The organism is Alistipes communis (assembly GCF_006542665.1).
GTDB lineage: Bacteria > Bacteroidota > Bacteroidia > Bacteroidales > Rikenellaceae > Alistipes > Alistipes communis.
Window position 1 is genome coordinate 35,059 of the sequence record NZ_AP019735.1, and the last position, 24,355, is coordinate 59,413.

General features: G+C 49.8%; 22 protein-coding genes. 9 read left to right on the top strand and 13 right to left on the bottom strand.

Annotated features, from left to right (window positions below; translation table 11 throughout):
* The first annotated feature begins 2 nt into the window (after nucleotides 1–2).
* The gene (locus tag FMF02_RS00155) at nucleotides 3–635 is read left to right on the top strand and encodes an outer membrane beta-barrel protein (protein ID WP_026074670.1); all 633 of its coding nucleotides are present in this window, start codon (nucleotides 3–5) and stop codon (nucleotides 633–635) included.
* 70 nt (nucleotides 636–705) lie between these two features.
* Here FMF02_RS00155 and FMF02_RS00160 read toward each other — a convergent pair whose 3' ends face one another.
* From FMF02_RS00160 to FMF02_RS00185, 6 genes are read right to left on the bottom strand one after another with little or no spacing between them, the layout of a single operon-like run.
* Nucleotides 706–1,746: a glycerophosphodiester phosphodiesterase family protein gene (locus FMF02_RS00160; RefSeq protein ID WP_019129230.1), complete on the bottom strand. Its 1,041-nt coding sequence runs from the start codon at nucleotides 1,744–1,746 to the stop codon at nucleotides 706–708.
* A 15-nt stretch (nucleotides 1,747–1,761) separates the two neighbouring features.
* Nucleotides 1,762–2,919 (bottom strand): mannitol-1-phosphate 5-dehydrogenase, encoded by a 1,158-nt coding sequence (locus tag FMF02_RS00165; RefSeq protein WP_141411781.1) that lies wholly within the window; start codon nucleotides 2,917–2,919, stop codon nucleotides 1,762–1,764.
* Between the two features lie 37 nt (nucleotides 2,920–2,956).
* Nucleotides 2,957–3,805 (bottom strand): alpha/beta hydrolase, encoded by an 849-nt coding sequence (locus FMF02_RS00170; RefSeq protein ID WP_162852307.1) that lies wholly within the window; start codon nucleotides 3,803–3,805, stop codon nucleotides 2,957–2,959.
* 43 nt (nucleotides 3,806–3,848) lie between these two features.
* Nucleotides 3,849–5,537 carry a phosphoenolpyruvate--protein phosphotransferase gene (gene ptsP / locus FMF02_RS00175; RefSeq protein WP_229090149.1) on the bottom strand — a complete coding sequence of 563 codons (1,689 nt, stop codon included), beginning with the start codon at nucleotides 5,535–5,537 and terminating at the stop codon, nucleotides 3,849–3,851.
* A gap of 6 nt (nucleotides 5,538–5,543) precedes the next feature.
* The gene (locus tag FMF02_RS00180) at nucleotides 5,544–5,804 is read right to left on the bottom strand and encodes an HPr family phosphocarrier protein (protein WP_019129226.1); all 261 of its coding nucleotides are present in this window, start codon (nucleotides 5,802–5,804) and stop codon (nucleotides 5,544–5,546) included.
* Nucleotides 5,805–5,807: 3 nt separating this feature from the next.
* Entirely contained in the window at nucleotides 5,808–7,655 is a 1,848-nt protein-coding gene (locus tag FMF02_RS00185) for a PTS mannitol transporter subunit IICBA (protein WP_141411782.1), read from the bottom strand.
* 596 nt (nucleotides 7,656–8,251) lie between these two features.
* Between FMF02_RS00185 and FMF02_RS00190 the strand changes: the two genes are divergently transcribed.
* From FMF02_RS00190 to FMF02_RS00200, 3 genes are read left to right on the top strand one after another with little or no spacing between them, the layout of a single operon-like run.
* Nucleotides 8,252–9,475, top strand: a complete 1,224-nt coding sequence (locus FMF02_RS00190; RefSeq protein WP_141411783.1) for a site-specific integrase — start codon at nucleotides 8,252–8,254, stop codon at nucleotides 9,473–9,475.
* Nucleotides 9,476–9,500: 25 nt separating this feature from the next.
* Nucleotides 9,501–10,808 (top strand): site-specific integrase, encoded by a 1,308-nt coding sequence (locus FMF02_RS00195; protein WP_141411784.1) that lies wholly within the window; start codon nucleotides 9,501–9,503, stop codon nucleotides 10,806–10,808.
* 48 nt (nucleotides 10,809–10,856) lie between these two features.
* Entirely contained in the window at nucleotides 10,857–11,225 is a 369-nt protein-coding gene (locus FMF02_RS00200; protein ID WP_141411785.1) for a virulence RhuM family protein, read from the top strand.
* Nucleotides 11,226–11,352: 127 nt separating this feature from the next.
* Here FMF02_RS00200 and FMF02_RS00205 read toward each other — a convergent pair whose 3' ends face one another.
* Together FMF02_RS00205 and FMF02_RS00210 are read right to left on the bottom strand one after the other, a co-directional pair.
* On the bottom strand, nucleotides 11,353–11,661 hold the full coding sequence (locus tag FMF02_RS00205; RefSeq protein WP_141411786.1) for a helix-turn-helix domain-containing protein: 309 nt from the start codon (nucleotides 11,659–11,661) through the stop codon (nucleotides 11,353–11,355).
* A gap of 15 nt (nucleotides 11,662–11,676) precedes the next feature.
* Nucleotides 11,677–11,949 carry a helix-turn-helix domain-containing protein gene (locus FMF02_RS00210; RefSeq protein ID WP_141411787.1) on the bottom strand — a complete coding sequence of 91 codons (273 nt, stop codon included), beginning with the start codon at nucleotides 11,947–11,949 and terminating at the stop codon, nucleotides 11,677–11,679.
* Between the two features lie 212 nt (nucleotides 11,950–12,161).
* Here FMF02_RS00210 and FMF02_RS13765 point away from each other — a divergent pair, with 212 nt between their 5' ends.
* The 3 genes from FMF02_RS13765 to FMF02_RS00225 all read left to right on the top strand — a co-directional run bounded on the left by FMF02_RS13765 (nucleotide 12,162) and on the right by FMF02_RS00225 (nucleotide 14,748).
* Nucleotides 12,162–12,908, top strand: coding sequence for a hypothetical protein (locus FMF02_RS13765; RefSeq protein ID WP_179952771.1), 747 nt, complete (start codon nucleotides 12,162–12,164; stop codon nucleotides 12,906–12,908).
* Between the two features lie 251 nt (nucleotides 12,909–13,159).
* Nucleotides 13,160–13,996, top strand: coding sequence for a ComF family protein (locus FMF02_RS00220; RefSeq protein WP_244611592.1), 837 nt, complete (start codon nucleotides 13,160–13,162; stop codon nucleotides 13,994–13,996).
* A gap of 74 nt (nucleotides 13,997–14,070) precedes the next feature.
* On the top strand, nucleotides 14,071–14,748 hold the full coding sequence (locus FMF02_RS00225; protein WP_141411788.1) for a hypothetical protein: 678 nt from the start codon (nucleotides 14,071–14,073) through the stop codon (nucleotides 14,746–14,748).
* A 51-nt stretch (nucleotides 14,749–14,799) separates the two neighbouring features.
* Here FMF02_RS00225 and FMF02_RS00230 read toward each other — a convergent pair whose 3' ends face one another.
* The 5 genes from FMF02_RS00230 to FMF02_RS00250 form a co-directional block, all read right to left on the bottom strand.
* On the bottom strand, nucleotides 14,800–16,311 hold the full coding sequence (locus tag FMF02_RS00230) for an argonaute/piwi family protein (RefSeq protein ID WP_141411789.1): 1,512 nt from the start codon (nucleotides 16,309–16,311) through the stop codon (nucleotides 14,800–14,802).
* A complete protein-coding gene (locus FMF02_RS00235) occupies nucleotides 16,304–17,683 on the bottom strand; it encodes a toll/interleukin-1 receptor domain-containing protein (protein ID WP_141411790.1) in 1,380 nt (459 codons plus the stop codon). Before FMF02_RS00235 ends, FMF02_RS00230 begins: the two co-directional genes overlap by 8 nt.
* A gap of 58 nt (nucleotides 17,684–17,741) precedes the next feature.
* Nucleotides 17,742–19,106, bottom strand: coding sequence for an ATP-binding protein (locus FMF02_RS00240; protein WP_141411791.1), 1,365 nt, complete (start codon nucleotides 19,104–19,106; stop codon nucleotides 17,742–17,744).
* A gap of 487 nt (nucleotides 19,107–19,593) precedes the next feature.
* Nucleotides 19,594–20,583: an HNH endonuclease gene (locus FMF02_RS00245; RefSeq protein ID WP_141411792.1), complete on the bottom strand. Its 990-nt coding sequence runs from the start codon at nucleotides 20,581–20,583 to the stop codon at nucleotides 19,594–19,596.
* Entirely contained in the window at nucleotides 20,580–22,577 is a 1,998-nt protein-coding gene (locus FMF02_RS00250) for an AAA family ATPase (protein WP_141411793.1), read from the bottom strand. Before FMF02_RS00250 ends, FMF02_RS00245 begins: the two co-directional genes overlap by 4 nt.
* 508 nt (nucleotides 22,578–23,085) lie before the next feature.
* Here FMF02_RS00250 and FMF02_RS00255 point away from each other — a divergent pair.
* Entirely contained in the window at nucleotides 23,086–23,337 is a 252-nt protein-coding gene (locus FMF02_RS00255; RefSeq protein ID WP_141411794.1) for a hypothetical protein, read from the top strand.
* Between the two features lie 13 nt (nucleotides 23,338–23,350).
* Nucleotides 23,351–24,349 carry a hypothetical protein gene (locus FMF02_RS00260; RefSeq protein ID WP_141413519.1) on the top strand — a complete coding sequence of 333 codons (999 nt, stop codon included), beginning with the start codon at nucleotides 23,351–23,353 and terminating at the stop codon, nucleotides 24,347–24,349.
* Nucleotides 24,350–24,355: the final 6 nt, after the last annotated feature.

The following is a 24,355-nucleotide window of genomic DNA, read 5'->3' on the forward strand; positions in this document are numbered from 1 at the left end:
CTATGAAAACACTTTCCATATTCAGTCGTAAAGCGTTGTTGCTCGCCGTCGCAGCGGTTACCTTCGCCCTGCCGGGACGGGCGCAGCTCATCCAGAACACCTACCTCAACGTCGACTGGCAAGTGACCGTTCCGCTGGGGAGCGCCTTCGCCGACAAGGCATCGGGCTGGGGTATGAACTTCGAAGGCGGTTACTTCGTAACGCCCGAAATCACCGTCGGCGCCTTCATCTCCTACCAGACCAACATCGAGTCGATCGGCCGTCAAACCCTGCAACTGGGCAGCGGCGCCGCCATGACGACCGCACAGAAACACACCCTGTTCGAGCTGCCGTTCGGCGTCGTGGGACGATACAATTTCCTCAAAGGGAGCGTATTCCAGCCCTACGCCGGTCTGCGTATCGGCGCCGACTATGCCGAAATGTCCTCCTATTACTACACGATCCAGCAATATCAGGACACGTGGGGCGTCTATCTCTCGCCCGAAATCGGCGTGAGCATCTTCCCCTCGCCTGCGCAGCGGTTCGGCTTCCACGTAGCGCTCTTTTACAGCTACGCCAGCAACAACGACGATCTGCTGATCTATACGATGAACAACATCAACCGCTTCGGCGTGCGCGTCGGTATCTCGTTCTGACCGCTCCGGCTGAAAAGAAACGGCTGCCTCTCAAAAACAGAGGCAGCCGTTTTCATTGGCAGCGGACGGGCTATTTCCGACGGTTCTTCTTCGCCTTATCGGCCTTGACCGACCGGTTGCCCTCGATGGCGCGATCCTGCAAGGCATGGATTTCGGCGCGCGAGCGGGGCAGATCGACGAACTCCGACGGGTAGTCGGTCTCGATCAGATCGGGTTCCGACACCAGGTCGCGCAGGTAGCAGACCCTCCGGTCGCGCGGATTCTTCACCTTGTCGGACGAACCGGTAATGGAGGTCATCGTCGAGACGCCGCGCTCATGCAGCAGATCGTAGACCTCCTGCAACCGGGGATCGACCGACAGCCGGATATAGGCCATGATGTAGTCCCACGGAATCGGGCAGGCGTCGTAGGCGTCGAACATCTCGCGCGAGCTGATCTCGCAGCAGAACATCACGTTGCGGATGCCGGCGTTCCAATAGTACATCGCTTCGTCCAGCGAACGGACACTGAGCATGATGTTGTGGTACATCGACCAGTCGCCGCCGGGGCGCAGCTGACGGATGTAGTAGTCGAGGCTCGCCTTGCGCACCTCGTCGCTCACGCCCTTGGTGTTGATGTACTTGTTGTCGAAGTTGAACACCACCTTGTCCTTGCCCCATTCCAACATGTCTTTCAGACGGGGAATGCGATAAGGCGTCAGTTTGCCGTCGCGATCGACCAGCCGGAATCCCTGCAACTCCTCGTAGGTGTAGTCGGCCACGCGCCCCTTGCCGTTGGTCGTGCGGTCGATCGTCAGGTCGTGCATGAGCACCATCACGCTGTCCTTCGTGAAGCTGAAATCGATCTCGAAAAAGGTCGGCATCATCGACAAGGTTTTCTCGCACGACTCGATGCAGTTTTCGGGATAGCCGGGCATCATGCCGCCGCGATGGCCGCTGACGATAATGTCCCGCTCGGGGTCGTAGCGGAAATAGGCTTTGAGGTCTTCAAGACTATTGATCTGAACGGTGTGAAGCCGTTTCTCCGACGCGGGACGCTCCTCCGCGACGGAGGTAAATGAGATTGCAGTCGCAAGCGTCAGCGCGGTCACTGCGATGAAAGGTCTCTTCATAGGATTGCAGCCGACTTAACGGATTCGTTTTTCGACCTCGGCCGTAGCGGCGGCGATCTCCTCGATGACGGGATCGGTCGCGGGGATCGACGTGATCTCCGACACGGCCTGACGCAGCCCCTTGGCGGCGATCAGCTCCTGCATCTTGACGCTCTGCGGATCTTCGGGATTGTTGTAATGCAGTGCGGCGCCGATACCCAGCAGCAGTTTGTCGCACGGCAGGCCGTACTCGCGGGCGGTCATCATCGGCTTGACCAGCCGGTCGGTCGACGAGAGCTTGCGCAGCGGCTCGCGCCCCACGCGCGTCACGTCGTCTTTCAGATAGGGATTCTTGAACCGGCCGATGATCTTGTCGATATACTTGAAATGCGCGTCGCGGTCGAAACCGAACTTTTCGACCAGCGCCTGTCCGCTCTGCTGCATCGCCTCCTTGACGATGGCGAAGATCGCGGGATCGGCGATGCTCTCGTCGATCGTCGCGAGTCCCTTCATCCGTCCCAGATAGGCCGTAATGGCATGTCCCGTATTGAGCGTAAAGAGCTTGCGCTCGATATAGGCCAGCAGGTTATCGGCCAGATTCATCCCCTCGATATGCGGTGCACCGCCCACGAACGACTTCTCCTCGACGTTCCACTCGTAGAAATTCTCCACGACCACGTCGATCGGGTTCTCGCTGCGCACAGGAGGCACGATGCGGTCGACCGAACAGTCGGCGAACCCGACGTGCGCGTCGCACCATGCGGCCTCCTCGGTCGAGAGATGCTTGTAAACCTCCTCCCTGAGCTGCGAGGTGGCACGGATGCCGTTCTCGCAGGCGATGACGTTCAGCGGCTCCCCGACGCCTGCGGCGCGGCGCGCGGCGATGCCCTTGGCGATGGCCGGGGCGATGAAGGGCAGGATGCGCAGCCCGACGGCCGTGGTGATGATCTCGGCGCGCACGATCTCGTCGACGATCTCCCCGCCGCCCGAATCGACACCCGAAATATTACTGATCCGCACGTCGCGGCTCTCCACGTCCATGATGTGCACGGTGTAGGCGCCGTCCTTGTTGATGCGGTCGATGACCTCCATGTTCACATCGGCGAAAACCACATGGTACCCCGCCTCGGAGAGTACCGCACCGATGAATCCGCGGCCGATATTGCCCGCGCCGAATTGAATTGCTCTTTTCATATCGTCTTGCAAAAAGATTGATTGATGTTTTTCCGATTCAGAATTGTTCCAGCCAGTCGAGCGCGTAGCGTTGCCACTGCTCGATATATTTGAATTCGGGCTTGATGCCCCAGCCGTGGTCTCCCGTGGGGAAGACGTGGATCGAGGCCTTCACGCCGTTGCGTTTGAGTGCCTCGTAGAAGAGCAGGCTGTTGACCGGCGGAACGATCCGGTCGTCGTCGCTCAGCAGCAGCAGCGTCGGGGGCGTCAGCGCCGAGACCCGCTTTTCGAGCGAATAGTTGCGCGCCTCCTCGGACGAATAGTCCTTGCCCAACAGGTATTTGAACGAATTCTTGTGCAACTTGCCCTCTTCGGCCGTAATGACCGGATAGAAAAGGATCATGAAAGCGGGTTTCTCGTCCGAGATCGTTCCGGTGCTGGCCGCCAGATGACCTCCCGCCGACGAACCGACGATCCCCACGCGCGACGCGTCGTATCCCCACTCGGCGGCGTGTTCGCGCATGATGCGCAACGCCTGCTCGGCGTCGTTGCGCGGCACTTCGCAGTGACCGTTGGGCATACGGTATTTCAGCACGGCGGCCGTCGTACCGTGGTCGGCCAGCCAGCGCGCCATGTCGTGCCCCTCGTAGCCGATAGCCAGGTTGTGATAACCGCCGCCCGGACAGACCACGACGGCACGGCCGCTCGGCTCCTCGGCCTTGTAGACGAAAAGCTCGGCGACATTGTTGTTCGCCACGAAGACCTCCTTTTCGATGACGGTCGGCCCGAACAGGCCGCTCGACGTCGGGGCGGAGGCATTGTCCCAGATGACGATGTGTTCATCCTGCGCACGGGCTCCCAGCACGGCGGAAGCGCAGCAGAAACAAGTTAGAAACAGTTTTTTCATCGTATTGAAATTTGGATTGAGTAAGGGCTTCTGCAAGCCGGCGTCACCCGACGCCGATCAATTCGTGTACCTCCGACGCCGTAGCCGCTTCGACGGCCCTGCGTGCCGTCAGTTCCGCCTGCGGCGTTTCGAGCCCGCGAATGCGTTCCTTGACGGCCGGAACGGAGGGCGGCGCCACGCTCAGCTCGTCGAATCCCAGTCCGACAAGCAGTTCGGCATGGGCTGCGCATCCGGCGAATTCGCCGCAGATGCCCACTTCGCATCCATGCCTGTGAGCCGCATCGACCGTCAGCCGCATCGCGCGCACCACGGCCGGATGCAGCGTATCGTACATCGCCGCGATCCGCCGGTTACCCCGATCGACGGCCAGCACGTACTGCGTGAGGTCGTTGGTGCCGATGCTGAAAAAATCGACCTCGGCGGCCAGTTCGTCGGCCATGAACACCGCCGCCGGCGTCTCGATCATCACCCCGACCGGAATCCGGTCGTCGAACGGCACCTCCTGCCGGCGCAGCTCCTCCTTGCACTCCTCCAAAAGCGCCAGCGCGTCGCGCAACTCCGCGAGCGAGACGATCATCGGAAACATCACCCGCACGCCGCCCCGGGCACTGGCACGCAGGATCGCCCGCAACTGCGTGCGGAACATATCGCGCAATTCGAGGCTTACGCGAATGGCGCGCCAGCCCAGAAAAGGATTCTCCTCTTCGGGGAACCGATAGTAAGGCAGCGATTTGTCGCCGCCGATATCGAGCGTGCGGATCACCAGCGGCCGGCCGCCGCAAAGCTCGGCGGCCCGTGCATAGGCCGCCGTCTGCACCTGTTCGTCGGGAAAGCCGTCCTGCCGCTGCATGTAGAGGAACTCGCTGCGGAACAACCCGATGCCGTCGGCGCCGCTGCGGATCGCCCGTTCCACTTCATCCACGCTGCCGGCATTGGCCAGCACGGCCAACGCCCGCCCGTCGCGTGTCGTGACCGGCTGCGATGCGTACGCATCCGCAGCCGCGGATCGTGCCTCGGCCTCCTCCATACGCCGGCGATACTCCGCCGCCGTATGCTCGTCGGGAGCGATCAGCAGTTCGCCGGCCAAGCCGTCGAGCACCACGATCGTGCCGTCGTCCAACCGGTCGAAATCGTCGCCCAACCCCACCACGGCAGGCAGGTTCCGGTTGCGTGCCAGAATGGCCAGATGGCTCGTCGCGCTGCCTCGCCGCGTCACCACGCCGCGCACGCGCGAAAAATCGATCCGCGCCGTATCCGACGGTGCCAGTTCGTCGGCGGCGAGGATGCTCCCGTCGGGAATCGCGGCGAAAGGATCGGTCTCGGAAGGCACCAACTGCCGCAGGATGCGGCGACATACGTCGCGCACATCGTCGGCGCGCGCCCGCAGGTACTCGTCGTCGATCTGCGCGAAGAGCGCCGCCAACTCGCCGGAGGCCGCATGGACGGCATCGGCGGCAGTCATTCCCTCCGCGATCTTCTCCGCCACGTTCTCCATGAGCATCGGATCGGCCGCCAGTTCGAGGTGCGCGGCGAAGATTTCGTTCGCGGCCGCCAGTTTCTCCAACTCCCCTTCGGCGGCCGCCACCGCCGCATCGAAACGCGACTGCTCCGCAGGCCGCTCTCCGGACGGCACGACCCGGCCCGAAGGCGCGTAAGCTCCGGCCCGATAACGCCACACGCGCCCGATCGCCACGGCATCGGCCATGGCCTGTTTCACCCGCAACCGCAGCATGACGACCTAATCGGTTATCGCCTCGATCGCGGCGACCACCTCGTCGAGTACAGCCTGCTCGTTGTCGCCTTCGACCGCGACTTCCACCTCCGAGCCCTTTTTCAACCCCAGCGAAAGGATGCCGATCATGCTCGCCCCGCTGACCGATTTGGCAGGCGTACGCAGCGTCACCTGCTGTCCCGACGCCTTGACGAGCGCCACCAATGCCGATACGGGACGCGCGTGCATCCCGTTCGGAGCTTCGATTGTAACAGTCTTCGATACCATATTTCAAATAGCCAATTTTTCCAGAATATAACGGGGATCGTCCGTCGTTTTAAGCCGTCGGAGCACCTCCTCGTCTTCGAGCGCCGACGTCACCCGCGCCAGAATCTCGATATGTTCGTCGCCGGCACCGGCGATACCGATCACCAGCTGCGCCCGTTCTTCGCCGAAATCGACCCCTTCGGGATACTGCATCACGACGATTCCCGAACGCCTGATGCGCGACTTCGCCTCGGCCGTCCCGTGGGGAATGGCAATACCCATGCCCAGATAGGTCGTGGCCACACGCTCGCGGGCGACCATCGCCTCGGCGTATTTCCCGTCGACATAACCGCAGGCAGCCAGCAACGCTCCGGCGGCACGGATCGCCTCCTCCTTGCCCACAGGCGCCAGTCCGGTACGGATCCCCTGCAAGGTCAGCATCTCCGACGCCGGTGCAGCGGGAGTTGCCGCTGCGGGCACCTCCTCCGACTGCGGAGCTTCGGATGCTCTGGTTTGGCCCTCGATCCGGCCGTACAACCCGTCGAGGGCAGGATCGGAGAGGAAATTGCCGATCACGATCACCTCCGACGCGGGCGCAGCCTTCCCGGCGCGCTGCGACAACTGCGACTGGCACACGACGACATCCGTCCCCTCCGGGATCGTGTCGACCGAACTGTTGGTAACGCGCACGCCGCTGCCGAGCGGTTCGATGCGTTTGCGGAAACGGGTCGCACCCATAGCACTCGATCCCATGCCGGCATCGCAGGCGAAGACGACCGTGCGGATCGGCCCTTCGAGCGCACGGGGCGCACGGCTCGTTCCTCCGATAACCGTTCCGTTAGGCTTCTGAACGGGCTTCACCTCCTCCAAATGCGCACGTTTGACGATCGGCGCCGCAACGAAGAACGACACGGCTGCCGCGACCACCACCCCGGCGAGCACCAGCAGCGTCTCCCCCTTCGGTGCCATCGCCGCCACGGCGATGATGCTGCCGGGCGACGCGACGGCGGTCAGTCCCGTTCCGGTAAGCGAATAGAAGAGGATCGCCGCGGCCGAGCCGACGATCGGCGCCACGATAATGGCCGGGCGCATCAGTACATAGGGGAAATAGATCTCATGGATGCCGCCGAAGAACTGGATGACGATCGCTCCCGGCGCCGACGAACGCGCCGCGCCGCGCGCGAAGGCCCAATAGGCCAGCAGGACGCCGAGGCCCGGCCCGGGATTGGTTTCCAGCAGGAACATGATCGACTGGCCCGTCTGGCGCGCCTGTTCGATCCCGATCGGCGAGAAGATTCCGTGGTTGATCGCATTGTTCAGGAAGAGCACCTTGGCCGGTTCGATGAAGACCGCGACCAGCGGCAGCAGACCGTGTTCGATCATCAGCGACACGCCGGCCGACAGGAAGACGGTCAGCGCCGAAACCACCGGCCCCACGGCATAGAACCCGATCAGCGCGCAGACGATTCCCAGGATGCCGACCGAGAAGTTGTTGACCAGCATTTCGAATCCGGCGGGAATGCGTCCCTCCGCCCAGCGGTCGAAGGAGCGGATCACCCAGCCGGCAAAGGGCCCGATCGCCATGGCGCCGATGAACATCGGGATGTCGCTGCCCAGAATCACGCCCATCACCGCTACGGCGGCAATCACGCCGCCGCGATCGCCGGCCACATGCCGTCCCGCCGTCATGGCGATCAGCAGCGGCAGCAGATAACGCAGCATCGGTTCGACGAACTGCCCCAGACTCGCATTGGGCCACCAACCCGTCGGAATGAAAAGAGCCGTGATGAATCCCCAGGCGATGAATGCGCCGATATTGGGCATTACCATGCTGCTCAATGATTTACCGAAGCGCTGAATCCGTTCTTTCATTTTCGGTCGTTTTTAAAGCCTCCGCCGCGCACAGGCCGGAGGGGACGAAATATTTAACAAAGATACGAATAAGCGAGCGCAATGTCAAATTTATTTGAACATTGCCGAGCGGGAGTATCTTCGGCGAAGACAAAGATACGAAAAGTCGAGCGCAGAAGCAAACATTTACGTTTGATTATGCCGAGACGATATATCTAAGGCGTAGCCAAAGATACGAAGAACTCGCGTAAAAACGAAAGAATCGGATAGATTAAGATAAGTGACTGACACTAAAGAAAGTCAAGCGGTATATCTCTCTGTCTGTCCGACTCATCAAAAAGTAGGATTGTGAGAGGTTAAGAAGGGCGATTGCTACTTATCCGCTGCCTTTTTCGGCCCGGAAAAATTCGCTGAAAAGCACCCTGTCGAACCGTCTGCTACCGCAAAGAACGCTTGTATTTTCGGTATTCGCACTGTAAAGATAACCGTTTTTTTCGATTATCGGGAAAATACAGCCGCGTTTATTCGATCCGGGGTTCTGTTTCGCTGTTCTGCCATATTTTTCATGGTTTCAAATAGCTCTATATCAACTAATTTTGCAATTAGATAATAGAGTTATGAAACAAATGGATGTAAGGGTTGCGTTCTACCTTAAAAAGAGCGAAACGAATGCCAATGGTTGTTGTCCTGTCATGGCACGGCTGACCGTCGGCAACCATTCCGAGGCGGCTTTCAGTGCCAAGATGTCGGTTCCCGTATCGTCGTGGGTATCGGGCCGCGCCACGGGAAAGAGTACCGCTACTCGGGAAATCAATCGGCAATTGGACGAACTGCGTGCCTCGGCGCTGGCCATCTACAAGGAACAGTCTGCGATACGGGAGGAAGTGACCGCCGAAGAGGTACGGGATCTGCTGCTGGGCAAGGCTTCCGGACAAACGACCCTACTCAGTTATTTTCAAACGTTTATCGAACATTTCGAGAAGCGCGTGGGTGTAAACCGCGAGAAAGGCACGCTCAGATCCTATCGCTATGCCCGTAATTGCGTCTCCGCTTTCCTGCAAACACAGTATAAACTTTCGGATATTCCCTTTACTGCCCTCGACCGGTCGTTCATTGACAGGTACGACCTCTACCTGCGGACGGAACGCCGCATCGCGCCGGGAACTGTCGTCCTGCTGACCACAAGGCTGAACACGATCGTCGGCGAGGCGGTGGCGGAGGGTATCATCACGGCCGACCCGTTCGCCGGGTACGAACCGAAACGCCCCGAAAGGGCGCAGAAATACCTCACTGCCGACGAATTGCACCGGCTGATGACCACGCCGCTCCATCACCCGACGCTCTACCAAACCCGCGACCTGTTCCTATTCTCGTGTTATACGGGCATTCCTTACGGGGATATGTGCCGCCTGAGCGAAGATGATTTGGAAATTGCCGAGGACGGCGAGGTGTGGATCAAAACCACGCGCAAGAAGACGAAGATCGACTATGAACTGCCGCTGCTCGATATTCCCCTCCATATTCTCGACAAATACAGGGGTATCGCGCCGGAAGGGAAATTACTTCCTATGTACGGCAACACTACACTCAACCGGGCTCTGAAACGTATCGCCTCGATCTGCGGTATCGAAAAGCGGCTCGTTTTCCACTGCGGACGGCATACCTACGCCACCGAAATCACGCTTTCGCAGGGCGTTCCGCTGGAAACGGTCAGTAAGATGCTGGGACACACACGTATCGACACGACACAGATTTATGCCAAAGTAACCGATGACAAAATCGGCGCGGATACGCAAAACCTCGACAAAAAGCTCGCCGAGCGGTTCTCGATAGCACTGTAATCACCCTTCTCAAATCCGAATCATCATGGGAACGAACAATAAGATAAAACGCCGCAGTACGTTCGCCGTACTATTCTATATCAATCGAACTAAAGTCCGCAAGGACGGCACCTGCCAGCTCTTGTGCAAAGTCAGCATCGACGCCGAATCGGCTCATATAGGTATCAAAGCCGCCATCGAACCGTCGCTGTGGAATCCGGAGACAGGACGCGCGGACGGCCGGAGTGCCAACGCCCGCAAAGTAAATCGGGCCATCGACCTGCTGACCGAACAGATCGAGGCCCACTATCGGAGGATTCGCAACGACCTCGGCTTCGTCACGGCGGAACTGGTGAAGAACGCCGTAAAAGGCGTAGGACAGAAGCCGCTCACGTTGCTGGCCCTGTTCCGGGAACACAATGCAGAGTTTTACAAACGGGTCGGCGTAGATCGGACGAAAGAGACCTATGCCAGCTACGAGAACTCTTACAACCACTTGGCTGCGTTCGTACAACAGAAATGCGGGCAGGAAGACGTCACGCTCCGAAGCCTCGACAAAACGTTCTACGACGACTTCGACCTCTTTCTGCGAACGGAGTGCGATATGATGCAAAAGACGGTGCACGAACACCTGTACCGCCTGAAGAAAATGACCAAACGGGCTGTCAGCCAAGGTACGCTCCGCCGCGACCCTTACGGCAAGCTGCACCCGGAGCTGCCCGAACGCAAGAGCCGCCACCTCAAACTCGAAGATCTCAAAAAGCTGATGGAAACGCCCATCGACAAACCCAATCTTCAGCGGGTTCGGGACTGGTTCCTCTTCTCCTCCTTCACGGGCCTGTCCTACTCCGACCTGAACCAGCTCTCGGATAAGGACATCACGCAGGCCGCCGACGGAACGTGGTGGCTTCATATACGGCGCAAAAAAACAGATACGCCCTCGGCAGTCCGGTTGCTGGAGGTTCCGTTGCGGATCATCGAGAAATACCGGTCCGAACGTCGGAGCGACAAGATTTTCAACCTTTACAGCCGGAAGCATCTTATCATACTTACGCGAAAACTGGGACAAGCATATGGTTTCGATATGACCTTCCATAAGGCCCGGCATAATTTCGGGACGCATATTACCCTCTCGATGGGCGTGCCTATCGAAACCGTGAGCCGTATGATGGGACACAAGAGCATCACCACGACTCAGATTTACGCCAAAGTGACCGACAAAAAGGTGGGTGAAGATATGAAAGGGCTTAAAATGAGAACGAAAGGCCGGAAAATAGTCTTATGCGAAGAGGATGTGGGCGTTATGAAAAAGAAACGGGCCCAGTCCGACAGAGAAAAAACGACGTTCGCTTGACGGAAAAGAAAAATATTCGTATAATTATCCAACTAATATCCAAACAATATGGCAACGACAGGAGAAAGAGCGACAGGAACGATAACGATCGAGTACAATACCGTAACCGTAATCCCCGGTGCCGATGGCGATGTGTGGCTGACCCCGTCCGAAATTGCCCGTATGTTCGAGGTGTTCGTATCTGCGGTCACGAGCAATATCCGGGCGATTTACAAACACGGTGCACTGCGTATGTCGGAAACCTCGAATCTTCCGACGGCACATGCTGAACTGTATAATCTGGAAATGATCTCGGCGTTGGCCTTTCGGGTGGACACGCCCCAGAGTGCGGCGTTCCGGCGATGGCTGATCCGCCGCCCCTATTCCCCGATGGTCGTGCTGAAGGTCTCGCAGGAGGAACGGACGGTAGTGAACTGACCTCGGAAAGAAAAAAGCCGTCTAACAACCTTGATTCTAACGTTTTCGCCCCTGTCGGAATTCATCCTGACAGGGGCGATTTTCAATCTCGGGAATTTGTCAGACAGCCCTTCTTCTCGTTCCGGTGTTACAGCAACGCCTTATCATCCGTTCCGTTATACGAATCCTGGAGTAACTTTTCGATCTCCGACTCCCGGTACAGCACTTTCCCGCATATCATGTAATAAGGGAGTTTCCCCGAGCTGCGGTATTCCTGCAACGTCCGGCGGTGGACTTTCAGCCGCTCCGAAATTTCCTTGTCCGTCAGATACGACTCGCCGCCCAGAATCAGGCGATGGTTCGTACCGAATTTTTCCAGCCCCTTTTCGATACGCTTTATCAGGTCGAACACTTCGGCCTCGCTACTGTCCGAACCCTGCACAATATTATTTCTCATAGTTTATTTCTTCGTTTACTTTTTCGATTGTTTCAACAATGCCTCTACGTCTTGCGGCTTATAGTAGATTTTATGTCCGACTTGCGTGTAGGGAATGAGCCTTTTTTCACGATATGCCTGAAGCGTCCTTTTAGCGATGCACAGCATCTCGCAGACCTCCTCATTGTCGAGCCAACGTCCTAAGCGTTTTTGCTGTTTTGCATTCAGAGCCTCGACCCTTCCGGCCAGCGTTTCGAGTTTGGCCACCATAGAGTCATAGACCCGTTTTTCGATCATTATCATCTCCATAATTACAATGTTTAGCTTTCCCGGAACCCAAAAATACTTTATGGAATACACGTCCGAGCCTTTTGCAGACGCAGATGTAAGGGTTGGCGTCGCTATATGTCACGGTTGGCGTCGCCGCTTTGAATTTGTAAAAGCAAAGAAAATATGCGAAATTTGAATGGCTGAAACAGTTATATTGGGTTATGCTTCTGACTTCGATGACATATAGGGAGATGTACGACCATCTCGCCGCTGACAAATACAAAGTAGACATCAAGCAGGAATACCTACGGCCCAAAGCGGTTAAAGCATTTCGTAAAACAAGCCGTTTTCCAGCATGGGAACTTTATGAATATAAAATTCCGGCAACCAACAATCAGTATATCATTTATTTTTACGCAGAAACCAGGGCCAATGCAGAATATCCCGAAGTCGGCTCTTTCTGTATTGTTTATGCAGACAAACATCGGTTTGTCGTTCAATGGGGTGCGAGCGGGTATAAGCACACCCCGGATAGCAAAATGGTAGGCGTCAGGCAAATCAGTGTCTATACATCCCATTTTTTTCAACGATACAGGGAGCGTTTCTTAAAAGACAAATCGCCGAGTGCTAATGAAGTAGCTGCGAGGTATTTCTCCCGGAATACTATCGTCATGCCCCTTCAGCAAAATGAGGGCATCAACCGCAACTATGAAAAATACGGAAAGACAGGAAAGTATGCCTTTCGTATCAGAGACGGGGTCTGTTTTACCTACATGAAAGCAGAAGGTATGATAAGTGAGGACGGTGATAGGCATAAGGATAAGGTAGATACCGTATATGTGTGCTATACTACGTTTATGAACGAATCCGGTATGACTGAAAGCCAGCGTAATGCTATCTTTCAAGAACATTGTGTGCAATGGCGGCAATTATACGATACATTCCTAAGTGAAGTTAAAAATGGAGCTATCACTCTGCGAATTGAACCCGAACCATAAAATCTCATTCATAATTTTTAGTCAGTTATACATATATTTGGCAATAAAGTTATCTGCTTTTATTAGGAATACTAACAATTCAGCGCCAAATCTCAGCTTGTTAATTTGATGATGCAAGCCGCTGAAAACTTTAACGATGACAATATAAACAATGCTCTATGATTACCAATTTCAGCTTCGGAGTCCCCGGCGAAATGACAGATGCTGACTATCCGATGCCGCTCGGGGACTATTTCGACATCGAGAAGGATATGATGCAGGTCGGCGGCGAATTCCTTTTAGTCCGGGACGAGGAAAGTAACTTTTACTTTCTCTGCACAGACGACTGCAACATCGAAATACTATGCCGTGCTTATGATTGGTATATCGTATCGTCCGGCCGTTTCAACGACCGTTTGCGGATCGGTATGGGGCTGGCCGGAGAGGATGCTTACGGTAGCGAGATGTTCCGGGTCGAGGACGAGCAGACCCTTCGGCGGTGGCACGACATGCTGAAATTCACCTTTAAGGGCGATTTCATCCGCAGCTATTATCCCAAGACCAACCGGTTCCGGGGCAAATTGCGCGTGGACGGGGCTTTATGTTTCTATATCCACGACTATTATCCCGTATCGCATAAATTGAAGCTCACGAGCGAACAGAAGAAAGTTGTCAACCTCGTATTCCGTCTCAAAGAGGGCGCCTGTGCATCGCTGGCCGCCAAACTCTTCTCGCTGGCTATTTCACGAATGGAGTTTTTCAATGGTTTGGCCGATCCGATCCTGATACCTCTTCCAGCTTCCACGAAAGAGAGGCACCGGCAGCGTTTCGAGTACTTTTGTGGGGAGCTTTCCCGCCGTCTGATAATAGACAACGGTTTTTCTGCCGTCCGGATCGAGCAAGACCGGGAGCAGCAGAAAGGCACCCAACAAAGGAATATGTCCGGCGTAGTCTTCGACCCGGATTATATCGAAGGGCGCGACGTACTACTACTCGACGATATCCTAACTACCGGCATGAGCTTTACGCTCGTGAAACGCGAACTTGAAAAATTGGGGGCCAATTCCGTAACCGGCATATTCCTAACTAAAACCGTCGGCGCGAAATGAGTTTGTTCGAGAGCAATTTTGACCAAGCCATTAAGATGTAAAACGGAAAACGAGTAAATTAACATAGAGTTTGTATGATTCGTGAGCTAACCTATAATAACAGAATACTGTCTGAGCAAGAACGGGTAGAGTTCTGTGAAAAATCGGATGAATATATAAACATGTTTTCCGAGTGCATTGAGGGAATATGCCAACTCGCAACCAAGATTCAGAAGTCTGAAAATTCCGATTATGATAAAATTACCAATACGCTAATCAAGATTGGTACTTTTACAAGTTACTCCTTTTGTGATTGCATCGTATTGACAAAATTATTTGTCAGGGCAACGAATCCGTATGAAAAAAGCTTTCTTCGGGGCAAACTGAAAGTCCAACTTAATGAAAGTTTCAAAAAGCTATATGGGTTTAGCAAGAAGGGATATAAAGATTCCCATTGCGCGCAGTTGGAAACCATCATAACGATGTTTCCCGGATTCAAAAGCGAGTTTGATGAATTATTGTCGGACTTGGAGCAGATTTCAAAAAATTCTTGGTGGAAAAACGAAAGAGATGCCGAAGTGCACATCAATGCAACTAAACTTTATAAACTGCGTCACGAAGAGATAAATGAGAGTAAAATCGCCATGGAAACTGTACAATTAACGGATTTATTCAATCGCTTTAATCATCTTATCAGCGAAGTGCACCGAACGCTTCTCAATCATATGGTTGTGAGATATGTAAAAGAAAATGGCATTGGGAATGCTATATAATATTATGCGTTTTTTGTTGTTCGTCATCCGGTTTGAGCAAAAAAGGCAATACTAAATATAATGTTTGAAAGGCAGTACACCTGTTTTGATATCTTTCCCCGCAGTGAGGATTTCCCCGATGGAATCAGCGAATTTCAATGTGACAGGAATACCGTCACCATATATACAAGCATTGTAATTTAACTTCGTCAAACCCAATATATCCTTACAAACCACTTCAATATCTGCTTCTCCTCTGGTTACGGCTATGTCAATTGGATTCGGCGTCTCTAAACCAATCTGAGTTTTGAATCTGGGGATAAATCCTTTTGTCCAAAGGAACGCTTTTCTATCATCATACTGTAACATCATTCCTCTGGGAACGCAATACGAATATTGCCGATATAACTTAAATGTACTATTTTCCTTTATTCTTACTCCGATAATTTTTGACTTGCCCGCAACTGCGTCTTCAAATCCAGCCCACTCCGGATCATCGAAAAATGTTTTTGCATGGATAAAAATTTCATTGGGATAACATTCAAAGCGATTATAGTATGCTTCTAAAGATTGAGACACGACTTCAAAAGCATCTTGCTGTGAAAGATGAAATTCGCCGGTAGTAGGATTCCACCAAGGACCAACATTTCCCCTGAAAACCATCCCATCGCCTGAATCAAGAAACATCTGAGCTGCACAACAAGCATTTTTGTTCTTTGTATCGCTTTCTGTTTTCTTATATACTAATCCCAAATAACAAACTCCATCCCTAATCTCTCCAAGTTTCCACGGAAGACCTCCTAATTTATAATAGAGGGTATTAGATATGTTCCATGCTCTAGCTGTATCAAATTTTTTTTCTTCCTCAATTTGCTTATCGGTTAACAGATTCTCATAGGCTATTTTACTTTCCCGAATTATCTGAGTGACGATTTTTACAGATAATATTTTGGCTTTTAGCTGATTGTGAAAATTGACTTCAAACTCATACGCTTCTCGAAGGGCATCTTTTTCCTCTTGGAAAAACATATCCAATTGGGTCGAATTCCGTTCATTTTTCTTAAGCCCAATGTTAATATTATCTTCCGATTTCGGAATCTTCGAATTTGGTCTGCCGAATTTATAAATATCCTCTGGTATTACGACAAACCAAACATCCACAGGCATCTCTTCATGCTCGGTATACCGTATTAACGGCTGGACATATAGATTCACTAAATTATGAACTCGTTGATGAGAATCCGTGTATTTTAGGTATTCATCAATGTCCTTTTGCTTAATATCAAGTTGAATAATGTTATCAAAATTGATCGATATGCCGAAGGTAGATTCTAATCCCGGAAAATTTGGTCGGGCAATGGATAAATCCTCATTAACAATAGGACCATGTATCCTTTTCAGATAGTCAATCATCTTTCTCCTTAAGTTAGACGAACCGATGATACCGATATTTCTAACACCTTTAATCCTTTTATGATCAAAGGGACCAAAAAGCATTAAACCATCCCGGGGGTCAATTGCTGTTTGGCCACTACCGAATGTCAATGATGGCTCACTGATATATTTTAGAATAGGTTCAATCATTTGCTTCCTCTGCCGTTAAATCTTCGTAATAATCTTCTATCTTGTCGACGCTCATTTCAGCGTCCGGATCTATGTACCCCATTTCACTTATAAGCATTTCCGGCCATTCTTTCAGTTTGATTTGCTCTCCCTGCAACGTTACCTGAATGCTTATTTCTCCATCTTTATTTTTTAGGCGTTGAATAAATGCGAGCAATAAATCCCTCCATGCTTCATTAAAGAGGCGTTTCCCTTTTTTCCTTCTGAATGAATGCTGTTTCTTTTCATCATCTATCAATTGAAAGCCGTCCGATGTAAACAGAATGTGAGATTTAAGAGAAAACCCAAGAAACGGGAATAGTGTCGGTTGAATAGAAACTCCATAATGCCAAAATCCCACTCCTCGCATTTCCCCTAATAGAGCTTTTGCTTTTTTCCTTGTACTTTCAGGATAGATAAACTTTACTTTCGTAATTTTATCATATTTCGGGAGAAAATAAGCTAATCTCTTATTCGACATTTCATGCTTCCATAAGCCAGCACGTCTGAATAGATTGGCAATTACACAATACATCAGCCTCTTGAAATGATTCTCGGCGTCTCTATGTTGAGGAAACTTCTCAGACATGAACCCATCTAAAATATCTGTTAGAGAAAATGCAAACGTGTGTTCTGGCCTAACTTCAATCATTTCATTATCTCTTTGAACAGAAAAATTCAAATTCCCATCAAACGAAGAAATACAATTGGATAATAAACTAATCGGAATTTCTTTATTCAGGTCTCTGATGGCTTTAGCTTGAGCGGTATTGGCAAATTGATACATATAGAACCTATTCGGCATTTCAGCTATCGACCACCATGAAGTATAATATCGCTCCTCGTGGGGTATAATTGAGCAGTTAGAAATATACTCATTTTCATACCATTCTGAAAATGAAGACTTCTGATTGCCGAAATTAGAAGGGACATTGTCTTTCTCCAATTTTTTTAGCAGTTGCTTTAATCCATCAGCCCAATTATTATTAAATGGAATATGGTTAATATTAGGTTGTCCTATTACTAAATGATAGCTGGAATTGTCTATATGTAATGGTATGATAAAATCCTGCAATCCATCTTGTGCAGCAATACTCTTTGCGTATTCCAACTCATTTTCAATTCCTTGCCGAAGTATGCCTTCTGTCGTTACAATATTTTTTGAATAAACGAACAAAACTTTTATCGAACGATCCAGGGCTTTTTGAATGGTCGCCCAAAAACGCTCTCCACCCAGTAACCCTTCTTTATCTATCCAAACTTTATATCCTAACATCTCCAATCGGGAAGTAATCCAGATGGAAAAATCGTTATCTGCCGGGGTTGCATGACTTATAAATATCGTATCTCTCATAACCTATCTTTCAGTATCAATAGATCCTGTTTCTTTACTGCCTTGCTTTGATAATTCTTTATAATAATTCCGTCATATATACGGGCAAGCAAAAAATATCCTTGTCTTTCTTTAGATCTTTGGTATAGAGAAGATACCTGTGAAGGATTCTCGCCGAAAACTTTTGCTGGAATTTATCGAGGGATTTGTGTGAGTTATATCCGGAAGATTTAACTTCGATAGGGCATATCTTGTCTTTACGCGAAAGCAGGAAATCTATTTCATAACTGCGGACAGTTTTATTCTCTTCTTCGTCTTTCACTGTCTCCTCCTTAAATGTATAGTAGAAAAGTTCATTGCCTGCACTCTTCAACATTTGGGCGATTGCATTCTCGTATACATACCCCAAATCTGTACTGAGTTTATCGGAAAGGAGCTTCCGGTATATCACATTCTCCGTATAGTCGCGATCCATAAAAGCGAGCGTAACGAACAATCCCGTATCAGCAAGAAACATCTTGAAATAGTCGTAATCAGCATGAAGAGAGAATCCTACACTGGGATCATTCGCATGATAGGCAAAGTTTACCGTCATGGAATCTGCCATATCCATCAACAACTCACTGAGCCGAGCGGCTGTCGCATTCTCAATCACGCTTCCTACCTTATAACGTGTCGTATTGCGGGAGAGTTCTGCCGGAATCGAGGTAAACAGCCGCGATGCGCGTCCTGTCGGATCGATTTTACGAAAATCGTCGATATAAAGTTCGAGAATGTTCCGTTTTACGGCATCTATGGCTGAAAAATCATTTGAATCGAGGTATGCATTTATTGCCTGCGGCATACCGCCGATGAGCATGTACAGACGGAAATTGCGCATAAGATCACGATTGACGGCATCACCCAAAGACTTAAAATTTTGATACGAGTATCTGAGCAACTCATAAGTCTGGAGTTTATCGATAGCCCATAGGAACTCTTCGTAGTCCAGCGGATACATCGCGATACGTGTTTCTTCGCTCGGTATCACGATTCCTTTCACATTTTTTTTGATGGAAAGGAGTGACCCCGTTTCAATATAGTCATATCGGTGATCCTTTACAAGATGCTTGATTGCTTGTCGTGCCGGAGGACATAGTTGTACTTCATCGAAAACGATAACCGATTTCCGTTCATGCAATGACACATTGAATAGCGACTGAATCCGTAAAAAGAAGTAATTCAGATCCGAAATATGTGAAAACAACTCTTTGACCGCATCGTCTGCTATCGAAAAATCGATGATGATATAGGATTCATACTCTTTACGAGCAAATTCCTCGGCAATGGTCGATTTTCCGATTCGACGCGCACCTTTTATCAAAAGTGCCGTATGTCCATCGCTTTCTTGCTTCCATCGGAGCATTCTTTCGTAGATCTTACGCTTGAATATTTTTTCGGGCATGACTGAAATTTTTCATTTACTGCAAAGATAAATGTTTTGACGAAAATAAGAAAATGTTTTCATTCTATTTTGCCGGAAAACATAAAATGTTTCAGCAACAATTTGTCGGAAAATGAAAAATCCCATCCAAAAGAAAAATAAAAATGGTTTTTACTATCCCATTGCCGCTACTGCGGCTATTTCTTTATATGTATGACTTGCTTGTGGCCGAGCGTCGGACGGAACTCGGGGCACGAACAAACGGCGGCGGGAAGAACCTCATCGCGCGGTGTCCGTTCTGCAGTAAGGATGGGAAGTTCGGAGTCTATATCGGCAAGAAGACGTCCGCAAGAAACCTTTTATGGTGCACTGCTTCTCGTGCGGTCGTTCGACGACCACCTTGGAGAGGCTGCTCGAAAGCCTTAGCCGGATAGACCTTATTCTGTACTTTACTTATTGTTTATCGAGAAGCGATTACATCATGAATATATACTTATAAATAAGAGGTCTATTTAATCAAATTCAATTGTCGCGCTATATCCTGTGTAAATTTAGCCATTGGTCGCTTATGGATATCTTCAACAGTATCGTAATTGCCGATGATTAGCCGATTGATTATAGATTCATCTTTGAAAAGATCCTTGAACTGTTTTGCTAAATGTCGCTTATAGCTTTCAGTATAAATCTCTTTTTTCTGAATTAGTTCTGCCACAATATCTTTCTGCGTATTATAAATTCCCGTGATGCTAAAGTTTTTGTCATGGTCTTTAGACAACGCCTGGTATCCATCCGTTGAAAGAAAACCAACTTTCAGGCATTCTTCATCATAAGATTTCATGTATTTGACGATCGAATCTTTGGTTACGTAAAAGAGAAACGGATTCAGGTCATCCTTAGAATCCTCGGTATAAAGATCGAATTTTACAGAATTATCGTTCTTTACAGAATTACAGTTTCCGCATGACGGGCACAGATTGAAAAACGAAATTGCAAGAAATGGATATTTGGACTTGGGACGGATATGGTCCAGTTGAAATTTTGCTTGTGTTCCTCCTGCTGTTTTCTCCACAACAACAGCAAGTTGCGCATTGCAATAGACGCAGGTTTTAATTGATAATCCCAAATATCCGCTATTACGTATATAATCGGATTTGCGCAAATCATCATACCTTAACGCCTTAATAATAAGGTCGTAAAACTTCGCCGACTCACCTTCTATAGTAAATATTTTACCGAGATCCGCTTCTGGTAAAATACGATCGAACTTCCGTTTTGTACGTGCTACCTCAGAAGGTTTCAGGCAGTTCAAATCTTCATATTCGTCGATTATTTTCTGAACATACTCTCGATAGCTGGCGTCTTCTTCCGGTAAAGCGGCATATAGTTCCTGAAGTAATACAGGTGGGCGCTTAAAATCTTTTCGCCGTCTGGCAAAAGGATCTTTTGCATAATCTTTTGCTATGTGATATAATTTATCGTCGATGTAGATTCGTTTCATAGATCCAGTAAACTTAATTGTCTCTCAATTTCTTTCATCTGACGCTCAAGTTCATTGCGTCGTGTAACCCGGTCTTGGTATCGGATATCGTATAATTCTTGTAATGCTTCACGGATCAAATCTTCTCCAACTGTATTGATAATATATTGAACGTCAGCGGTAGACCATTGCTTCTTGCTATTGTTATCCCCTTGCAATAAGGTGAGAAGCTCTTCTATTTTATTATTTGCAAATTCACCGACTAATCCATTTTCCAAAAAGAAACTGGTGCGTAACAAATCATGGATATTGGCACCGAAAGTCTTGAAATCGCATACTTCATTATCATTCTTACCATCTCTAAGAAACAAGACATTATCCTGGGGGATATCCGAAAGAATAAATGGGGAATGTGTTACAACTATGATATTAAAATGCTTGATTCTGTTAAACTGACTTTTTTTCAAATAGTTGATTAGTTTGTCGATGAATTGTCTTTGGTATTCGGGGTGAAAATACAATTCGACCTCTTCCAAAACGATATTGACATAGTTATAATGGACACTCTCCACGTCATCGACAACTGAGTCCAGATTACGGACATGATAGAGAATCGTGCTCATGTAAAATAGGAATTGCCGTTCCCCGGAACTCATTTTATCGAAATAGATTACTGCTCCGTCGCTTTTGGACAACTCGATCCGAATATCGAAAAACGACGGAGGCATGGAAACTTGCTCCTTGTGTATAGTATTCAATCCTTCCAATATCTGCAAGTTTTTGGGCTCGTACTTAATATAATCTTCAGTGAGGTTCTGAAAATCCCGCCCGTCAGTTGCGTTTACATTATGCGTGACATAATCTATATATTTGAGAGTCTGTCTTATCTTAAATGTCACATGAGAAAAATCGCTTAAAAGCTTACGAACGAGATCTTTGATCCGAGATTCCTCCTCTTGGGAGCAATATTCCGAAAGATCCTTAACAGCAACATATTTCTGCCCGGTATAATTGGGATATGTCGCTACGATATGATATGTTTTTGCAACCAGATATTTGTATGCCCCATTCAGAGATGGTATTCCGGACCGGATATTTTCACCGAGATAGGCTTTGAGAGTAATATTGAAGTAATCACGCTCCTTCTTTTTAACGGAAACCCGTTTGACCAACTTCGTATCATATGTCTTCTTGTTCCGAACAAGGTTGTATGTATACTTTTCTTCAACACGGGATTGATTATAACTAAACGATAAAGAACGATACTGATAATCGTCGATAAAATCACCGAACTGTTTCGTGTTGAAATAATAGAACAGATAAGCCAGACGGCTGTTGGTCAACAAAGTCTCTTTTCGAATATCCAGACGGCCTTCCCGACGAAAAGGATTGAGTACGACAGGAGTAAGATACCCATCGTTTTTATGGAACAGTGAGTTGATCCAAATCTTATCCTTTCCAACACTTTCCTCCCCATAATCATCCACATTGTAGGAGTGGAATGAATAATTATTGACAATGGTAAAGAAAAATTGGCGTAACTGCTGTAAAGCCTTCTCCAACGGTGTTGTCTTCTCAATCTTATTTGGATGAACTCGTTTCCCGAAGGTGTCAATTATCCCCCAAAGAATACCTACTTTCGATGTTTCGATAAAATTCAGTTTGCCATCAATCTCAAAATAAAGAGCCGCGTTTACGTCTGAGACGGGGTATAACTGGCAGTCTTTATGTGCCTTGGCAGTAATATTGACGGCAAAGTTATTTATTACGCGCAGCATAATCTCTACGATCGTGCTCTTACCGCAGCCATTTTTACCGACAATGGCGCTAATGCTGATTTTGGGATCGAAAAAATCATCGGGAAGTTTATAATCCGGGTTGCGAATCGGATACTTTGTGTCGGGATCTAAATGGTATTTCTGAGTAAAGAAATACCAATCTTCTTGAAGAACCTTTCGAATATGCTTGGAACAATCCGGTAAAAGTTGAAGTGCAACAATAGAAAACGATTCCATAACGAAGAGTTTTATCTTATAAAGATAATAAATTCTTGACAAGAATCATAAATTTGAAACAAAGATTTGGCAGACCTTATGTGGAAATCTTCCAGTCCTAACCGCCTTGAATTTAATAATATATCACCACATTGAAGGTTAAAATTCAAATAACTTTTTCATATCGAGACTTTTTTGTGTCTGGTGTGCGGGCGAAGGGCTGATCCGTTACGCCCTTCGCCACAGTTATTTTCCGCACTTTTCATAACCTTTCTCCTCATTTATAAGCCGCCTTCACGAACCCGGTGCGGATGGTATCTGGTTTCAGAAGCAAAGGTATTTACGGGCTGCACGCCCCTGCAAGATCAAGCCGCCGGGCGGTTTTGCGAAAAATCTTCCTCTTTCCCTTCGGGCGAGCGTATTTCCCGCAAAAATCTTGACATGGGCTAAGCCCTTCTTTTTCATGCTCCTGAAACCAGATACCATCCACACCGGCTCCGCTACGGCATAAAAAAAAAGTCGAAAGGTTATGAAAAGCACAGAAAATAAGAACAGGAAACCGAAAACCTCCAACCTTCCACTCAGCATGGGTGCAGGTTTGCGGGCAGGGCTGAAAATCGGGGCTGTCGCGCTGGGTTTTTATCTCTTCGGGAGCGGCTTTGTTTGGGTCGTTTTGGCCTATCTGTTCTGCTATGACCTCCTGCGGGGTATCCTTTCCTGTCTTTTATCTCTCGTCGTTCTAATCGGCTTTTTCTCCTTTCTCTTTTCCCAAATCTTCTAAATCATTGAAAGTCATGGTAAAATATTATTCATTATTCGGCGGTACGACCACCGACACCGAAATCCAAGTCGCAAAGGAAAACCAAATCGTCATTTCTGAAGGCCCCGGCGCAATGCGCGACCGACTTGTAATTTACAAGGTCGAACACGATGCCAACGGATATATGTATCATTTGGTAAACCTCGAAACGAAAGCGATCCGGCGCACCGACATCCTCCGACCATACTCGCGGAAATTCGGTATCGGCATGTACTACACCGACGCGCCCGCGGAATTTATGGACGCTTTCGAGGCTGCCGCCCTTGTTGCCGAAGCCGAGCAAAAAGCAAAGGACGAAGCCGACGCGAAAGCCCGTGCAAAGGCCGAACACGACCGGATCGCGGCAATCGGTGCGGAACGACTGCGCCGGATTATGCCCGATAACGTGCAGGGGGTCATCCTCGCCGAACTTAATATAACGGAATACACAGACCCCTCCTACGAGTGCCGGGAAACCCGGAGAGTCCGCACCGTAATACTCGGCTTCTCGACCACCTCCCGCAAAGGCTTCGGGGAACTGCGGAAAGCCGCCGCTAACCTGCCCGAAACGGCGTATTTGGCCGAATATAACAAAGATTATGAACTCCGTTACTCCGGTTTCACGCTCGGCAAGAGCCCCTCTTATGGTTGGAGCATCCACAAAATGACCCACTACACCCGCGAGGGATTTATCGACGCTCTGGCCTATATCGCCGGAGATGAGAATAATATCCGGCTCAGTAGCCCCAAGCCGGAGCGCACACCGGAACAAGAACAAGGGCAAACCACTGTTCAAGGCGATTTTATCCTCGTGAACTACTCCGAGAAAGCGATAGCCCTATTCGGAGATACGAAGCCCATAAAGGACGCATTATCCGACCTCGGCGGACGGTTCAACGGGCGACTGACATACCGCGGAGAGAAATGCGCCGGGTGGATCTTTCCCAAAGCGAAAGAAATGCAGGTGCGCGAGTTAATCGGCATGGCTGGATAATCTGAA

Excerpts from the sequence above, each read along its gene's own strand:
- FMF02_RS00155 (WP_026074670.1), top strand. The coding sequence starts at position 3 with ATGAAAACACTTTCCATATTCAGTCGTAAAGCGTTGTTGCTCGCCGTC.
- FMF02_RS00160 (WP_019129230.1), bottom strand. The coding sequence starts at position 1,746 with ATGAAGAGACCTTTCATCGCAGTGACCGCGCTGACGCTTGCGACTGCA.
- FMF02_RS00165 (WP_141411781.1), bottom strand. The coding sequence starts at position 2,919 with ATGAAAAGAGCAATTCAATTCGGCGCGGGCAATATCGGCCGCGGATTC.
- FMF02_RS00170 (WP_162852307.1), bottom strand. The coding sequence starts at position 3,805 with ATGAAAAAACTGTTTCTAACTTGTTTCTGCTGCGCTTCCGCCGTGCTG.
- ptsP (WP_229090149.1), bottom strand. The coding sequence starts at position 5,537 with ATGCTGCGGTTGCGGGTGAAACAGGCCATGGCCGATGCCGTGGCGATC.
- FMF02_RS00180 (WP_019129226.1), bottom strand. The coding sequence starts at position 5,804 with ATGGTATCGAAGACTGTTACAATCGAAGCTCCGAACGGGATGCACGCG.
- FMF02_RS00185 (WP_141411782.1), bottom strand. The coding sequence starts at position 7,655 with ATGAAAGAACGGATTCAGCGCTTCGGTAAATCATTGAGCAGCATGGTA.
- FMF02_RS00190 (WP_141411783.1), top strand. The coding sequence starts at position 8,252 with ATGAAACAAATGGATGTAAGGGTTGCGTTCTACCTTAAAAAGAGCGAA.
- FMF02_RS00195 (WP_141411784.1), top strand. The coding sequence starts at position 9,501 with ATGGGAACGAACAATAAGATAAAACGCCGCAGTACGTTCGCCGTACTA.
- FMF02_RS00200 (WP_141411785.1), top strand. The coding sequence starts at position 10,857 with ATGGCAACGACAGGAGAAAGAGCGACAGGAACGATAACGATCGAGTAC.
- FMF02_RS00205 (WP_141411786.1), bottom strand. The coding sequence starts at position 11,661 with ATGAGAAATAATATTGTGCAGGGTTCGGACAGTAGCGAGGCCGAAGTG.
- FMF02_RS00210 (WP_141411787.1), bottom strand. The coding sequence starts at position 11,949 with ATGGAGATGATAATGATCGAAAAACGGGTCTATGACTCTATGGTGGCC.
- FMF02_RS13765 (WP_179952771.1), top strand. The coding sequence starts at position 12,162 with ATGTACGACCATCTCGCCGCTGACAAATACAAAGTAGACATCAAGCAG.
- FMF02_RS00220 (WP_244611592.1), top strand. The coding sequence starts at position 13,160 with ATGATGCAGGTCGGCGGCGAATTCCTTTTAGTCCGGGACGAGGAAAGT.
- FMF02_RS00225 (WP_141411788.1), top strand. The coding sequence starts at position 14,071 with ATGATTCGTGAGCTAACCTATAATAACAGAATACTGTCTGAGCAAGAA.
- FMF02_RS00230 (WP_141411789.1), bottom strand. The coding sequence starts at position 16,311 with ATGATTGAACCTATTCTAAAATATATCAGTGAGCCATCATTGACATTC.
- FMF02_RS00235 (WP_141411790.1), bottom strand. The coding sequence starts at position 17,683 with ATGAGAGATACGATATTTATAAGTCATGCAACCCCGGCAGATAACGAT.
- FMF02_RS00240 (WP_141411791.1), bottom strand. The coding sequence starts at position 19,106 with ATGCCCGAAAAAATATTCAAGCGTAAGATCTACGAAAGAATGCTCCGA.
- FMF02_RS00245 (WP_141411792.1), bottom strand. The coding sequence starts at position 20,583 with ATGAAACGAATCTACATCGACGATAAATTATATCACATAGCAAAAGAT.
- FMF02_RS00250 (WP_141411793.1), bottom strand. The coding sequence starts at position 22,577 with ATGGAATCGTTTTCTATTGTTGCACTTCAACTTTTACCGGATTGTTCC.
- FMF02_RS00255 (WP_141411794.1), top strand. The coding sequence starts at position 23,086 with ATGAAAAGCACAGAAAATAAGAACAGGAAACCGAAAACCTCCAACCTT.
- FMF02_RS00260 (WP_141413519.1), top strand. The coding sequence starts at position 23,351 with ATGGTAAAATATTATTCATTATTCGGCGGTACGACCACCGACACCGAA.